This is a genomic window from Hyphomicrobium album, from assembly GCF_009708035.1.
Classification (GTDB): Bacteria; Pseudomonadota; Alphaproteobacteria; order Rhizobiales; family Hyphomicrobiaceae; genus Hyphomicrobium_A; species Hyphomicrobium_A album.
The window spans coordinates 1,463,131-1,477,296 of the sequence record NZ_WMBQ01000001.1; the positions used below are offsets into that span (position 1 = coordinate 1,463,131).

General features: G+C 65.3%; 12 protein-coding genes and 1 tRNA gene. 6 read left to right on the forward strand and 7 right to left on the reverse strand.

All coding sequences use genetic code 11. From position 1 onward, the window contains the following. Nucleotides 1-3: 3 nt before the first annotated feature. From GIW81_RS07095 to GIW81_RS19345, 3 genes are all read left to right on the forward strand, one after another. Nucleotides 4-1,926, forward strand: coding sequence for a type I secretion system permease/ATPase (locus tag GIW81_RS07095; protein ID WP_229309103.1), 1,923 nt, complete (start codon nt 4-6; stop codon nt 1,924-1,926). Further along, nucleotides 1,923-3,281, forward strand: a complete 1,359-nt coding sequence (locus GIW81_RS07100; RefSeq protein ID WP_229309104.1) for an HlyD family type I secretion periplasmic adaptor subunit — start codon at nt 1,923-1,925, stop codon at nt 3,279-3,281. Before GIW81_RS07095 ends, GIW81_RS07100 begins: the two co-directional genes overlap by 4 nt. A 231-nt stretch (nt 3,282-3,512) precedes the next feature. Continuing rightward, nucleotides 3,513-4,280, forward strand: a complete 768-nt coding sequence (locus GIW81_RS19345; RefSeq protein WP_154738574.1) for a response regulator transcription factor — start codon at nt 3,513-3,515, stop codon at nt 4,278-4,280. A gap of 96 nt (nt 4,281-4,376) precedes the next feature. Here the strand turns inward: GIW81_RS19345 and GIW81_RS07110 are convergent, their stop codons facing one another. Beyond that, complete coding sequence (locus tag GIW81_RS07110; protein WP_154738575.1) at nt 4,377-4,553, reverse strand: hypothetical protein; 177 nt, start codon at nt 4,551-4,553, stop codon at nt 4,377-4,379. A gap of 746 nt (nt 4,554-5,299) precedes the next feature. Beyond that, nucleotides 5,300-6,286 carry an IS1595 family transposase gene (locus GIW81_RS07115; protein WP_154738576.1) on the reverse strand — a complete coding sequence of 329 codons (987 nt, stop codon included), beginning with the start codon at nt 6,284-6,286 and terminating at the stop codon, nt 5,300-5,302. Between the two features lie 321 nt (nt 6,287-6,607). Here GIW81_RS07115 and GIW81_RS07120 point away from each other — a divergent pair, with 321 nt between their 5' ends. Further along, nucleotides 6,608-7,153, forward strand: a complete 546-nt coding sequence (locus GIW81_RS07120; RefSeq protein ID WP_195930436.1) for a LabA-like NYN domain-containing protein — start codon at nt 6,608-6,610, stop codon at nt 7,151-7,153. Between the two features lie 51 nt (nt 7,154-7,204). On the opposite strand, the gene GIW81_RS07125 is transcribed toward GIW81_RS07120, so the two are convergent. Together GIW81_RS07125 and GIW81_RS19350 are read right to left on the reverse strand one after the other, a co-directional pair. Continuing rightward, complete coding sequence (locus tag GIW81_RS07125) at nt 7,205-10,024, reverse strand: CHAT domain-containing protein (protein ID WP_154738578.1); 2,820 nt, start codon at nt 10,022-10,024, stop codon at nt 7,205-7,207. A 338-nt stretch (nt 10,025-10,362) separates the two neighbouring features. Further along, on the reverse strand, nt 10,363-11,088 hold the full coding sequence (locus GIW81_RS19350; protein ID WP_324614923.1) for a hypothetical protein: 726 nt from the start codon (nt 11,086-11,088) through the stop codon (nt 10,363-10,365). Between GIW81_RS19350 and GIW81_RS19025 the strand changes: the two genes are divergently transcribed. Next, complete coding sequence (locus tag GIW81_RS19025) at nt 10,972-12,048, forward strand: metallophosphoesterase (RefSeq protein WP_324615007.1); 1,077 nt, start codon at nt 10,972-10,974, stop codon at nt 12,046-12,048. The genes GIW81_RS19350 and GIW81_RS19025 overlap by 117 nt on opposite strands. On the opposite strand, the gene GIW81_RS07135 is transcribed toward GIW81_RS19025, so the two are convergent. The 3 genes from GIW81_RS07135 to GIW81_RS07145 all read right to left on the reverse strand — a co-directional run bounded on the left by GIW81_RS07135 (nt 12,011) and on the right by GIW81_RS07145 (nt 13,223). Further along, nucleotides 12,011-12,086 (reverse strand) — tRNA-Phe (locus GIW81_RS07135). The genes GIW81_RS19025 and GIW81_RS07135 overlap by 38 nt on opposite strands. Nucleotides 12,087-12,207: 121 nt before the next feature. Continuing rightward, a complete protein-coding gene (gene yacG, locus GIW81_RS07140; protein ID WP_154738579.1) occupies nt 12,208-12,450 on the reverse strand; it encodes a DNA gyrase inhibitor YacG in 243 nt (80 codons plus the stop codon). A gap of 29 nt (nt 12,451-12,479) precedes the next feature. Further along, a complete protein-coding gene (locus tag GIW81_RS07145; protein WP_154738580.1) occupies nt 12,480-13,223 on the reverse strand; it encodes a Maf-like protein in 744 nt (247 codons plus the stop codon). 242 nt (nt 13,224-13,465) lie between these two features. Between GIW81_RS07145 and GIW81_RS07150 the strand changes: the two genes are divergently transcribed. Continuing rightward, nucleotides 13,466-14,164, forward strand: coding sequence for a Crp/Fnr family transcriptional regulator (locus GIW81_RS07150; RefSeq protein ID WP_154738581.1), 699 nt, complete (start codon nt 13,466-13,468; stop codon nt 14,162-14,164). The last annotated feature ends 2 nt before the right edge of the window (nt 14,165-14,166 follow it).

Below are 14,166 nucleotides of genomic sequence, written 5' to 3' on the forward strand. Positions count from 1 at the left end.
CCCATGGAAACACCCGGGGCGGATTCGCAGTCGTTCGGAGGGTTGGCGGCGAGCGCCATCGAAACGGTGATCGCCGGGGCGCGGCAACGCACAGCGCGCCTGCGCTTCCTGCTGGGCGAGACCGCGAAACTGTGGACCGGGGCGGCAGAGCAAGTTGGATCGCCGCAGGGGCCCCCTTCGATCGCCGACGAGCCGCAGAATTTAGCGCCACCACCAGCACGTATGCCACTGCAGGAATGGCGTGCACTGGCGCGGCGCACGTTCATCGTCGTGGCGGCGTTTTCGGTGTTCGTGAACCTGCTGATGCTCACGGTGCCGATCTACCTCTTCCAATTGTCGGATCGCGTGCTCACCAGCCGCAGCATCGACACCCTGTTGATGTTGTCGATGCTGGCGGTTGCCTTTCTCGCCGTGCTGTCGCTGCTCGATATCTGCCGGCGTCAGGTGCTCGGTGCGCTTGCCAATCGGCTGGAGACCATCCTTGGCGGCCACCTGCTGGCGAGCGTCATCAGTATCCCGCACGTCGGCAGCGCACCTGCCGAAACCGTGCGCAGCTTGCATCTGGTGCGCAACTTCCTGTCCAGCCCCGTGATGCTGTTGCTGTTCGACGCGCCGCTGGCACCGCTCTATTTCGCGGCGGTGTTCCTCATTAGCCCACAGCTGGGTGTAATCGCGCTGATCGCCGGCGCCGTTCTGGCCGTGATCGCCCTCCTCAATCAGCGTGCCACCTCGGCGCCTCTCGGCCGGGCCGGACAGCATGCCGCCCGCGCCGACGACCGTGCCGAGGCGCTGGCGCGCAACTCGCAGGTGATCAATGCGATGGGCATGCTGCAGGAGAGCATTCAGCACTGGGGAAATGAGCATGCGAACGCGCTGACGGTGCAGGGCACCGCGCTGAACCGCAATTTCTGGATCACCGGCGTCTCCAAGTTCCTCCGCCTCATCACGCAGATCCTCGTGCTCGGCTGGGGCGCTTTCCTGGCGCTAGAAGGCGAGATCACCGGCGGCATGATGATCGCGGCTTCGATCATTGCGAGCCGCGCCTTGCAGCCGCTTGAAGGCATGATCGAGGGCTGGCGCAGCGTGGTCCAGGCGCATGCCGCATACAATCGAGTCGTCGCGGCGGTGGAGGTTTTCACACGTGAGCCGCCGCGCCTGCAGCTGCCACGCCCCAAGGGGCGCGTGGTCGCCGAGCGTCTGCTGTACATCCCGCCCGGCGTCAAGGAGCCGACGCTCAACGGCGTCTCAATCGACCTCGCGCCGGGAACGTCGCTGGCCATCGTCGGTCCGTCCGGCTCGGGCAAGTCGACCCTGGCTAAGCTGCTTGTCGGGTGCCTGCCGCCCACGGCGGGGCACGTGCGCCTCGACGGAACGGAGCTGCGCAATTGGGATCGTCGCCAGTTCGGCACCTTCACCGGGTACCTGCCGCAGGAGGTCGAGCTGTTTCCCGGCACGATCAGAGAGAATGTCTGCCGCATGCGCGGTGACCTGCCCGACGAGAAGGTCTACGAGGCAGCGGTCGTCGCCGGCGTGCACGACATGATCTGCCAACTCCCGCAAGGATACGAGACTGTGCTGCAGGAGGGCGGAGCGCCGCTGTCCGGCGGCCAGAAGCAGCGCATCGCCCTCGCCCGCGCGCTGTTCGGAGATCCGGCGGTGATCGTCCTCGACGAGCCGAACTCGAATCTTGACGCCGTCGGCGAGCAGGCGTTGAGCGAGACCATGCAGCGCGCCAAGGCCAAAGGCGTGACCGTCGTCGTGATCACCCAGAGGCCGGCGCTGCTGAATTCCGTCGACCGCGTGCTGGTTCTGCGCAACGGCCGGCCGGAAGCCTATGGTGCGCCCTCGAAGGTTCTGCATCGCGTGGTGCCGCCCAGCTCGGAGGCCCGGCCAACCGCTGCCGCAAGTCAGGCAGCGCCGGCATGACTGCGACACCGACAGCGCTCGACGACTGGCAGCGGCACGTAGCCGATGGTCTACGCCGGCCGACATTGGTTGGATTAGCCATCCTGGGCGCATGGATCGGTGGCTTCGGCCTGTGGGCGGCGCTCGCTCCACTCGACGGCGCGGTCGTGGCCTCCGGCTCGTTCGTCGCCACCGGGCAGAACAAGCAGGTGCAGCATCTGGAAGGCGGCATCATTCGCGAGATGCTGGTGCGCGAGGGCGAGCGCGTGGAGGCGGGCCAGACACTCGTCCGCCTCGACGACACGCCCGCCAAGGCCAAGCTGCGACGGCTGGTGCTGCGCGAGTACCGGCTCCTCACCACGCAGGCGCGTCTGGAAGCCCAGATCGACGGCAAGGACGGCTTTACCCTGCCGGCGGCGCTCAGCGCTTACACCGACGATCCAGAGGTCACGCAGATATTCGCGCGGCAGCAGGTGGAATTGAAGGCGCGGCGGCAAAACCAGGCCGACGAGGAGCAGGTGCTGCGCAAGGAAGTTGCGGCGTTGAAGGAATCGATCGGCGGCTATGAAGCGCAGACGCAAGCGGTCGAGAAGCGCTTGACCCTGTTCTCCGAGGAGCTGCGTGACAAGCAGGACCTGCTCGACCGCCAGCTGGCGCGCAAGACCGAGGTCATGGCGCTGCGACGCGCCGAGGCTGACTTGGCTGGCTCCCGCGGCGAGCTTCTGGGCCGCATTGCGGATTCGCGCGAGCGGATCGCCCGCGCCGAACAGCAAATCTCCGAGCTGCGATCGGCGGCGATGCAGAAGGCGGTCGAGGAGCTGCGGGCGACGGAGACCGAGCTTGACGACGTGCGCGAGCAGATTGGCGCGGGTCGCGACGTACTCGAGCGCGTCGACGTGCGCGCGCCCGATCGCGGCGTCGTCGTGCGCGTGAACTACCACACGCGCGGTGCTGTGGTGGCACCTGGCGCCATCATCCTCGAGCTGCTGCCGGTCGACGACAAGCTCGTCATCGAGGGACGCGTCAGCCCCAATGACATCTCGCACGTGCACGACGGCCAGGCGGCGCTGGTGCGTCTGACCGCGCTAAATCAGCGTTTGACGCCGGTCATCAACGGCCGAGTCGTCTACGTGTCGGCCGACGCAATCGCCGACCAGCAATCGCAGGCGCCGGCCAGCCTCGTACCCTTCCATCACCAGTCCTACATCGTTCGCGTGCAGCTCGACGAAACCGATGTGCACAAGAAGATCGGCGACTTCAATCCCACACCGGGCATGCCCGCCGACGTCTACATCAAGACGGGCGAGCGCACGTTCTTCGAGTACATGCTGCGGCCCATCCTCGACAGCTTCTCGCGCGCCTTCCGCGAGCACTAGCCAACCCTCGGCGAATGCCCGTGGGCATGACGCCGAAAAAGAACAGCGTATCTTGAAGCGATGCGGCGCCGCGTGCTCCCAAAAAACCTCCTTACACATCCTTTCTTAAGTGTGTCCCCGCAGATTTGGGGCTAAGAAGTAGCGGTGCACGTCGCCACTCCCCCTTGCCCTTGCGACCAGATGGTCTGCGAGCGTTCGACAAAGTCGGTGATCGGCATTCGGAGCTGAGCAGTGGCAGCGCCCCTAACACAAGCCAACTCTGAGCTTTCCTGCCGGCTCTTGCAGTATACGAATTCCGTCGACTCGCTCGATACGCCCGAGAAGGTCCTGAACGCTCTCGATGAGGTCACGAACGCCACGTGCAAGATCAGAATGCTCGGTGCGTTGTTGCTGCCTTTACGGTGGGGCGATCTCAGCAGCTTCGAAATGGGAAAGACCGTCTTCGTGCACGACAGCGCACCTAAGGGCTGGTGGGAAGAGCAGCGCGACATGATGCGGCAGTCGCCTGGGCCGGGCGAGATGCTGGCGCGCCTGGCACTTGCTCCGTTTACGATGTCGGAGACGATGTCGCGGCTCGAGCCACTCGGTGTCGATCGCTGGCCATTCGAGTTGGCCCTCAAGTACGGCATGCGCGACCGTCTCTCATGCCCCGTTGGCGGCCGCTGGCTGGTCGTCTATTGGTCGCGCCACGTTCTCGCCAATCTCACACCGGAACAACGGGCCCTCCTCTTTCTTGGGGCCAACTTCGCTGCCATACGTCTGCAGCGCTTGGCTGCTCCCTCCATCAAGCGGCTCGGCAACAGCTCCTCGCTTACGCCGCGCGAACTCGCTGTCCTGCGTCTTATGGCTTCCGGCAAGCGGATGCGTGAGATCGCGCAGCTGCTCGGTCTGGGAGAAGAGACCGTCCGGAGCCACCTGAAGAAGGCCCAGGTCAAGCTCGGCGTCCGCGAGCGCACGCATGCCGTGGCCCAAGCCATCCGGCTCCAATTGATAGCTTGAAGGGTTATTACGTATTTTACAAACCCACGCCGCCGAGCTAGGGTTATTGGGCTGGGGGCTCCAAACCCTCAGTGCCTAGTCCCGCGCGGGATCAGATCAGCGTTTGCGAGTGCCGGAAGGCTTCTTGGCCTTGACGGCGGGAGCCGTCGCGACCGTGCGCACGGCACGCCGGAACGTGCCCTCGTCGGCATCGGCGCCATGCTCTTTGGCTGCGTCGATAAACTTCTGGCGCTGGCTCTTGCCGTCGTCGGTGGTCGCTTTGCGTTGGGCCATGGCGACAGTCTAGGTGATTTGCGGGCGTGCCGCCATGCGGGGGCGCGTCATGAGTGACCTGCAAAAACTAGCGGCGGAGTGGTGCAGCCAGCATCCCGAGGCATTCGGTCTCGGGCGTCAGTCTTTGATCGATGCGTCTTCCGGTGGCCTAGTTAGCTTGGCCGATTATGCGGAAGCGGTTGTGCTAACGGTTCTGGCAATCGCCTCTCAAACGCAAAGGCACCCCCCTTTGGGTAAGCGTCTCGCAGATATATTAGAAGATCGAGCGTGTACGCAAAGTATGCCTCTTGCTTCTCTAGCAGAGGCGCGTCGACGGGATAGAGTTTGAAGCGAGCGGTGTCAGTCGCAGCGGTAGAGGCGGCGTCTTCCGAATTGTAGAACATTAGGATGTCGTCCCGCGGGTACCAATGGCAGTGTGCGTAACGATTCCGCGTACCCTTGCACCAGCGAAATGCCCCTAACATCGTTTCGTATGGGTCTTTGAGCCCTTTTGATGCGTAAGGCTTACGCATGAGCGCGTCGGCTATCTGCAATCGGCCTTCCTCACCCCGCGTTCGAAAAAGTACGCGAAGGGCGGTCTCCGCATCTAAAACATTTGCCAAGCAGGAGTGCAGTTCGAATTCCAGTTCGCCGTATCCGGCCAACATGCGGCCGATGTGGTGCGCCTCCTTGGGAAAGGAGTCGAATAATGGAATTATTCCCGCCATGCACACCCACCATGTCACCCATAACCCGCGTTGGACTACCTATCTGATCGGGTCAGCTTGTCGATACGTCAGCCGCTTGCCCTTTGCGCCAGCGACAGCCTTCAGAGCGCGCTCCGTATCTTCAACGCCAAGCGCCGAGCGGTTGTTGTAGCGGAAGTCAAACTCCGCAAGGTAGCGGTGCAGGTGCTTCTCTGAGCAATGCTGGTAGACACCGCGCATGCCGCGCTTGAATAGGCTGAAATAGCCCTCGACCGTGTTCGTGTGGACCACCGGGCGCCCGTCCTCGTAGCGGACGTATTCTTCCTTGCTGTGATCAACGCGGTCATGGCTGGCAAAGTCGCCCAGTCTGTTGGTGTAGATTGGCGCGCTGTCCGTCATGACTGACGCCTCTTTGGCGATGTTCTCGTTCACGACCGGGATCACCTGACTGATGGTGCTGCCCTCGACGTGGAAGCTGCGCACCGTGCCGCCGCGCTCTACGAGCGACAGCACGACGTTCTTGTGGATGGCATTGTAGAACCCACGCCCGCGCGCACGGCCCTTGGGGTGCGTCGACGTGCGCCCATAAATGGTCTCGTCCACTTCAATGATGCCGCTGTCGCCACCCATGGGAGGCTTAAGGCCTCCAACGCGCATGGCTTCGCGTATTCGGTGCGCCATGAACCAAGCGGTGTTGTACTGAACCTCAAGGATGCGGTGCAGCTGGTGGCTGCTGATGCCCTTCTTGGACGAGCACAGCAGGTGGATCGCCTGGAACCACTTGTGCAGCGGCGCGTGGCTGTCCTCGAAAATGGTGCCGACGCGGACGGTGAACTGCTTGCGGCAGTGGCCGCACTTCTTCAGACCGTGACGCTCGACGCCCTCGGGGTTTTTCTTGCTCGGCTTGGAGCGCACGCCCTTGAGCGTGTAGACGCGATCCATGCCGCCGCAGTGGGGACAGACCGGGCCATCGGCCCACAGGATCGTCTCTAATTCAACGAAGGCTGCCGCCTCGTCGTGGAAGTGCGATTTAGTGAGGATCGACATGGGCTTGTGGCTCGCGATTTGATCGTTGAGCCAAATTAGCCAGAAGTGCTGGGTTTGTCAACTACGGAATAGCGGCTTGAAGTCTCCCCGAAATCGGGGATGGGCAGGACCCCCTCCTGCGCGCACCGTGCTCGCGGGGGGAAGCGACCGCGTGCTCCCGAATGTCGAAGAACCCATCTTTATCAAGGGTCCCGACTTCAGCGCGGCCGGCCGGCACTGATTGCAATCAACCGGCACCCGTCAGGTCCGGACCGGGCGTTGGCGCTGCCTGCCAGCTTCGGTCCGGGTCTGGCGTTGAGGCAATTTTTGCGGACCCCAACCATGCTCATCTCCCCGCAGGAACGCCTTGGGATCTTCATCGACGGCGCGGACCTCTTAACCGCCAGTCGCGCGCTTGGCTTTTCCGTCGACTTCAAGCGGCTGCGCTCGCTGTTCCAGGAGCGCGGCAAACTGATACGTACGGTTTTCTATGCGACGCTGAGCGAAGACGACAACGGTGAATGCTCGATGCGCCCGCTGATCGATTGGCTTCAGTACAACGGCTACTCGACCAGCACCAAAGCGACGAGGCGCAGAATTGCGGGCCAGCCGTGTGCCAGTGGCGCCATGGATGTTGAGATCGCCGTCGATGCCATCCGGCTTGGGCGGGCGCTGGACCACGTCATTCTCTTCTCGGGACGCGCCGAATTGAAGGCCCTGGTCTTCGCCCTACAAGAGGAGGGCAAGCGCGTAACCGTAGTCTCGACGCTAGCGACAGGGGCGCTTGTCGTGGATGAGATGCGACGCCAGGCCGATCAGTACGTCGATCTCGCGGAGCTCAAGGATCAGATTCGGCTGCCCGTTGGCAGCACGACGCCAAAGCAATGATGGTTAAAATTTCCACCCCCCGTTCGCGTGCACGCTGCTGCCCGGCCTCTTCTACTGCCCCGTATAGATGAACCCGGCCCAGTAATAGGGATGCCCATAGGGACGTGCCGGACGTTGCGGCGATGGAGTATGCACCGCGCCGGTTTCATTGCCTCCTGCCGCCGTGGCGTCGAGCGGCGCGGCGCGGCGCGCATGCGTCGGTTTCAGTTCTTCGGCGAGCGAAGCGAGCTGGGCGGGTTGCAGCCGTCCGCGAGCCGCCGCGACCTCGGCATAGCCGTTAAGATCGTCGCTAGTCGCGGCGCGCAGCCACGCCTGCGCCCCGCTCAACGCCGCCGGCGGATCAAGACCTGCCTCCAGGTGCAGATCGTAAAACTTCGCCATCAGCAGCGCCGTTGCTGCGTCCGAGACCGGCCACAGCGTTCCGAGCACACCGGCCGCGCCGAGTGCGGTGAAGGTGCCGGGCAACCCGATGAACTCGTCGGGGCTGCTGGTGATGTCGGAAAGGCCGGTCTCGCAGGCCGAGAGCACGACGAGCCGCGGCCGCCCGAGGCCCTCGGTTTCAAGCAGGCGTCCCACGCTCAGCGGCGCTGCGTCGTGCATGAGCAGCGCCGACTGGCGCGCGTCGGCCCACGAGAAAGTGCCGTGCGAGGCGAAGTGCCAGTGGGTCTTGCCCTTGAGGGCAGCGATGACAGCGTCGGGCGTTGCCGCTTCGCCCTCGAGCACGGTGCGATCGGCGCTGGCGAAGTGGGCGGCAACGAGCGCGCCCTCTTTCTCGGTGCCGGGCAGATCGCCGGTCGGATTGACGACGGCCGCGAGCGATGCGCGTCTCGGGTTGGCGATGAGTGTCTGCCCCGCGCTGAGCGCGTCGAGGCTCGGCGCATAGGCGATCTGGTAGTCGTCGGCGAACCGACGCTTGCTCGCCGAGTCTTGCGCGAGGCCGAGCGGCAGGATGCCGAGCCAGCCCGATGGCAACCACACGAGCCGCGCGCCGCGCTTGACGCCGCGCTCCTTGAGCGCCGCGTCGAGCTTGCCGCCGAACAAGCCCCAAAGCTCGGGCCCGATGCGGTCAATGGCGGCGATCCACTCGGGCCAGCGCTGCTTCGCTTCGGGGCCATCCATATAGTTGACGAAATAGGCGCCGATCCAGCCGCTGTGGGGCGCATCCTTCTGTCCGATGAGCAGCTCGGCGAGGCGCATCGTGGTGAGCCCCGGCACGTCGACAACGGTGACATCCTCGCCGGTCTTGGCCGCGGTCACGACCAACAACCTGGTGCCGAAGTCGGTCACCACCGGCATGACGGCGGCGCCGCCGGCAGCGGCGATGCGGCGTGCCTCGGCCAGCGCCGACGTCCGCGCCCCGCCACCTTTGCCGCCCTGGTCAACGATGGCGAACAACTCGCGGCGCAGGCCGATCAGCCGGTCGATAGCGACGGCACGCTCGGTACCTTGCGCCGCGTCGGCCGCCTCTTGTCCGGCCCGTATGGCCGCGCGCAATTCATCGAGCCGCAGACGTTGATCGGCGGGGAGATCGATCGTCTGCAGTTTCAGGGCGACGGCGAGGAGCCGTGCACGCCCCTCGTTGGCCAGCTCAAAGGCCTTTTCGGTCTCGCGGCGCTGCAGGGCCGCGTAGGCGGAATCGGCAAACAGCGGACCCGCATCGGCGATGAGCGCGCGCGCCTCCGCTTCCGAAGCGCCTTGTCCGAACAGGAGCAGGAACGCCTCGCGCGCGCTCGCATGGACAGGGGCAACGCGCGTCCACTCTTCCGACTCGAGCAGCACGCGGCCGAGCAGCCGTGAGGTACGCAGATGGTCGAGGGGGGCGGCATCGCGCGTGAACACGGTGAGCGCCGACTCGAAGTTCGCAATTGCCTTCTGGCGGTTGCCGGTCCGATCTCCCTGAACGCGGTCGGCATAGGTCTTGCCGAGATTGTGCCGGGCCTGTGCCCATTTCTGGGGCGTCGCGTCGCGAGTGAACACGCCGAGCGCCGCCTCGAGCGACGCGATGGACTTCTCCTGGTTGTCGGCGACGTTGCCGCGCATGCGGCCGAGATAGGCGATGGCGAGGTTGTTCTGCGCCTGCGCCCACTGGTCGGGATGGGTATCGCGCGAGAACACCGACAGCGCTGCCTCAAGGTGCGCGATCGCCATCTCCCGATTGTCCGCCTGGTCGCCGCGCAAGCGTTTGCCAAAGGCGTTGGCGAGGTTGTTCTGCGCCGCTGCCCACTGGCCGGGGTCCGTCTCGCGCGTGAACACGCCGAGCGCCGCCTCGAAGCGCGCGATCGCCTCCTCCACGTTCTGCGCCCGGTCGCCCCGGATGCGGCTCCAATAGACGGCGGCGAGATTGTTCTGCAGCTGCGCCCATTGTTCTGGCACAGTCTCGTGTGTGAAGACGGTCAGCGCCGCCTCAAAGTGCGCGATCGCGGTCTCCTGGTTGTCGGCACGCTCGCCGCGAACGCGCTGCCAGTAGGCAATGCCAAGCGCATTGTGCGCCCCTGCCCAGTCCTGGGCGTCGGCTTCGCGCGTCCACGTCGCCAGGGCGGCCTGCAGAAATCCGATCGCCGTTTCCAGGTTGTCGGCGGCCACGCCCCGTGCGCGGGTGACGTAGAGGGTGCCGAGGCCGGCCGAGAGCTCCGCCTTGAGGCGTAGACGCGGGATGGAAAGAGACCATGCCTCGACCTTTGGCTCGAGCGCGAGCGCGCGTTCGCCGAGGCTTATCTTCTCCTCAGCATCGCTGGCCTGTTTCCAGGCCTCATACGCGCCAGCCAGATCGGAGGCACTCTGCTCCTGAAGAGAATCGCTTTGCTGCGCCGAAACTTGAACGGTTCCGACCGCGACGCAGAGGGCCGCGACGAGCATGAGTGAGTGCCGCATAACGCCCTCCGCTTGAATGCGTCAGACGCCCGCACGGGTAGGCCGCAACAGTGACACCAGCGTGGCGGCTATCCGCTGTCGGCTCGTGGATCGTACAGGGCCCGCCGCCCAGCGCTTGTTATGGGTAGCGTAGGTGCCTGATGCAGCAGCGTCGCCAGTGAGCTAGGATCGCGCGCCGGTCGCCTCGAAATGCCGACCAAGGCTACTCAAGGATTGGGCGCATGCAGCCGTTGGTTGATCCGCGGCACGGCGACATCGAAGACGATGCGTCGAGCACCAAGTCCAACTCACTGTTGTCCATGGCGGGCAGCCTGCTCGGCGAGATCAGCCTCGCTAAGCTAATCGTCGCCTGGCTCATCTTGTTCATCGTTCCTGCCGTGATCGTTGGGCTCGTGCCGCTGATCGCCGCAGCGTGGGCCGGTAAGCTCGCCGGTAAACTTACGCCGGCGCTGATCGGCATCGTGCCTATCGCACTCTTTGTCACCGTGGCGGCGATGGGCTGGCTGTTCGGCCGGCGGCTGTTCCGTCTCGCCGAGAGCAGCTTTTGGTCGCTGAACGCCCTCGTCATCGAGCCCGCCTACATATTGGGCCGCGAATCTCTCCGCCACCTCGCCGAGCGCATGCTTCCGGAAGGCGCTGCAGCTCGCCGCCGAGAGCGGTTTCGGTCGTGGTCTGCGGCCGCGTCGGGCCTGCTGATCAGCGCGCTGGCGCTGTGGGTATTGAGCATGGCGTGGCCGGCATCGCGCTGGAGCGGCGAGATGGGCGATCTGCTCGCCCTCAAGAACCTCGCCGGGGTCGCGCTCGCCAACACCTTGGTCGTCGTCAGCGCCTATCTCGCGGTCGCTGCACTCGCTTGGGGACTGGCGGATGCGGCGATGCCGCCGCCGCGGGATTTGCCGCAGTTTTCGGCGCCGACACCCGGTGCGCGGACATGGCGCGTCGCGCACTTGTCCGACGTCCATGTCGTCGGTGAGCGCTATGGATTTCGCATCGAGAGCGGCAGGTCGGGCCCGCAGGGCGATGATCGCTTTCGCCGGTTGCTGCGTTTGCTCGAAGACATTCACACATCAGCGCCTCTCGACGTTGTCCTCATCTCGGGGGACGCGACGGACGCCGGACGCTCAGGCGAATGGGCGGAGTTCCTCGACGCGCTGGCCGCCCATCCCGACATCGCCGCGCGCGTACTCATGCTGCCCGGCAACCACGACATCAACATCGTCGATCGCGCCAATCCGGCGCGGCTCGACCTTTCGATCGGTCCCAACAGCCGCCTCCGCAAGATCCGCGCGTTGTCCGCCATCGAGGGGGTGCAGGGATCGCGCGTGCATGTGGTGGACCCGGATGGAAAGCGTATCGGCAAGACACTCACGGAGGCGCTGCGCCCGCACGCCGCCGAGCTGTCGAGATTTGCCGCGCGCGGGCGGCCTTACTTCTCTACCGCGGCATCCGACCTGTGGGACGACGTGTTTCCCATGGTCGTGCCGCCGGACCGCGAGGACGGCCTGGGCATCGTCCTCCTCAACTCCAACACGGACTCGCATTTCTCCTTCACCAACGCGCTCGGGATGATCTCTGCAGCGCAGGCCAAGGCCATGGACGCGGTTTTCGCGCAGCACCCGAAAGCGTGCTGGCTCATCGGGCTGCACCACCATCCGGTCGAGTATCCGCGCGCCGCCAAAGTGCTGTCGGAGAGGATCGGGACGACGCTGGTCAACGGAAACTGGTTCTTGCGCCGCCTGATGCCCATGGCGAAGCGGGCGATCTTGATGCACGGGCACCGGCACATCGATTGGATCGGTGAGTGCGGCGGTCTCGTCATTGTCTCGGCGCCATCGCCCGTCATGGAATCCAAGAACGACGCCAGCACCTACTTCTACATTCACACCTTGGAGATCGGTGCCGACAACTGTCTCAGGTTGCTTGTCCCGCAACGGGTCGACGTGCCGGGCGAGACTCCGGAATATGAGAGGTCGGTTGTTGAAGGGGTGGTGCCCAGGGCCGGAATTGAACCAGCGACACCGTGATTTTCAGTCACGTGCTCTACCAACTGAGCTACCTGGGCATTTGCTTCGGCGGACACGTCCCCGGCGCCAAAGCCCGGCCGTTATAGTGAGCCCCCCGCGCCCTGTCCAGGGCCTCGGCCGCCGCAGCAAGTTCAAGCGCCAGCGCGGCAATTTTAGCCCTCAGTCAGGGTCGCCGCCGCCATCGCGCCGCTTGTCGTCGCGCTCGCCGAAGGGGTCGGCATCCGTCCCGTCCTCGTCCGCTTCCTCCCGGCCGCCGGGAATGGCGTAGCCGCCTCCCAGCCAACGTCCGAGGTCGACGTCGCGGCAGCGCGCCGAGCAGAACGGGCGGAACGCGGTCTCGGCCGCGTCCCCGCAGATCGGGCAGCGGCCGTAGCTCGCAGTTGAAGGGTCTTTGTTCGCCATCACCACTTATGCCTCTAGAGCCTTGCCCTCTATGTAGGGTCGAGCTCGGCGGCGCGCACCCAGGCGAAGTGTATGGGGAAGCCCTCGCCGGCCAGCATTGTTACCACCTCGGTGAGCGGCAGGCCGACGACGCTGGTGTAGGAGCCGACGAGCTTCTGCACGAAGCAGCCGGCGAGGCCCTGGATGGCGTAGCCGCCGGCCTTGCCGCGCCACTCGCGCGAGGCGATGTAGGATTCGATCTCCTCGCGAGCGAGGTGTTTGAAGCGCACGCGCGTGTCGACGATCTTGTGGCGGATGCGGTCATCGGGCGTGATGAGGCAGACGCTTGTCAGAACGCGATGCGCGCGGCCCGAGAGCAGCTGCAGGCAGTTCGCCGCCTCCTCGATGTTCGACGGCTTCATCAGGATGCGGCGGCCGACCGCCACCACCGTGTCGGCGGCGAGCACGTAGGCCGAGGCGATGTCCTTGTCGTTGGCGATCTGGTCGCGCGCCGCCTCCGCCTTCATGCGGGCGATGCGGGCGGCGTAGGCGCGGGGCATCTCACCGCGCCGTGCCGATTCGTCAATCGAGGACGGGCGCAGCGCATCCGGCTCGATGCCGACCTGGGACAAGAGCATGAGCCGGCGCGGACTGGCGCTCGCCAAAACCAGCGTCGGGCGGGCGGCGTTCTCCGGCTGCCCGGCGTTCTCCTTGGCGAGCTCCCGGCGCAGCGTGTCACGCCGCGGGTGGTCGGTACGGCTCAGCGCGGTAAGGAAAGCGGCCTTGGCGGTCATCGAGACATCACCTTGGTGGATGAGGTTGGGGCGACGCTACCGGCCCCGTGGGGCGGATATCGGGTAGCTATGGGCTCCGTGAGCGGGCCATTCCTCGGTGTTTCGAGTTGCTGACGCACGGCTACGGGTCGCTGTGACATTGCAAAGGCGGCATTTGAAAAGCAAGTGGTCAATCGGACGTTGCCAGAGCGGGGACTTTTCGGGCTAAATCACCGGGCGACCGGGCCGGAAGGGCTTTTATCATGATTGCCAAGACAGCGATTGTCGAACTTCTCGGGCGCACACCTCTTTTCGGGTCGCTGGACGAGGCGGAGCGCCACGCCGTCGCCGAGGAGATGCGCGAGGTCAACTTCGACCCGAGCCAGGTGATCTTCGCGCGCGGCGACGCCGGCCGCGAGATCTATCTCGTCGTGTCGGGACGGGTGCGCCTCTCGGTGCTGACGGCGGAAGGCCGCGAGCTGTCGTTCGCGCACGCCGAGGCCGGGGCCATCTTCGGCGAGATCGCCATGCTCGACGGCGGCCCGCGCTCGGCGGATGCCACCGCGGTCGGCAAGGTCAGCGCGCTCAGCCTGTCGAAGCCCGCCTTGAAGCGGCTGATGGAGACGCAGCCGCACGTGGCAGATGCCGCGGTGCGCTTCCTGTGCTCGCGCATCCGCGAGGCCGACCAGCAGCTCGAAGCCATCGCTCTCTACCCGATCGAAGGCCGCCTCGCCCGCTTCTTCCTCGCCGCCGCACGCGCCAAGGCCCCCGACAGTGAGGAAGGCCGCGTGACCATCGATTTGCCGATTTCACAGAGCGAGCTCGCTCTGCTCATCGGAGCCAGCCGCCCGAAGGTGAACACGGCCTTGTCGATGTTGGAGTCGAGCGGCGCGCTGGAGCGTAACGGCTCGAAGATCGTCTGTGACATCGAGGAGCTGCAAGCCATTGCCGGCGCCGAGTAGGG

Bases quoted from the DNA above. Each gene is read 5' to 3' on its own strand.
- yacG (WP_154738579.1), bottom strand. From the start codon at position 12,450: ATGGCGAACAAAGACCCTTCAACTGCGAGCTACGGCCGCTGCCCGATC.
- GIW81_RS07120 (WP_195930436.1), top strand. From the start codon at position 6,608: ATGCTCATCTCCCCGCAGGAACGCCTTGGGATCTTCATCGACGGCGCG.
- GIW81_RS07150 (WP_154738581.1), top strand. From the start codon at position 13,466: ATGATTGCCAAGACAGCGATTGTCGAACTTCTCGGGCGCACACCTCTT.
- GIW81_RS07145 (WP_154738580.1), bottom strand. From the start codon at position 13,223: ATGACCGCCAAGGCCGCTTTCCTTACCGCGCTGAGCCGTACCGACCAC.
- GIW81_RS07110 (WP_154738575.1), bottom strand. From the start codon at position 4,553: ATGGCCCAACGCAAAGCGACCACCGACGACGGCAAGAGCCAGCGCCAG.
- GIW81_RS07100 (WP_229309104.1), top strand. From the start codon at position 1,923: ATGACTGCGACACCGACAGCGCTCGACGACTGGCAGCGGCACGTAGCC.
- GIW81_RS07095 (WP_229309103.1), top strand. From the start codon at position 4: ATGGAAACACCCGGGGCGGATTCGCAGTCGTTCGGAGGGTTGGCGGCG.
- GIW81_RS07115 (WP_154738576.1), bottom strand. From the start codon at position 6,286: ATGTCGATCCTCACTAAATCGCACTTCCACGACGAGGCGGCAGCCTTC.
- GIW81_RS07125 (WP_154738578.1), bottom strand. From the start codon at position 10,024: ATGCGGCACTCACTCATGCTCGTCGCGGCCCTCTGCGTCGCGGTCGGA.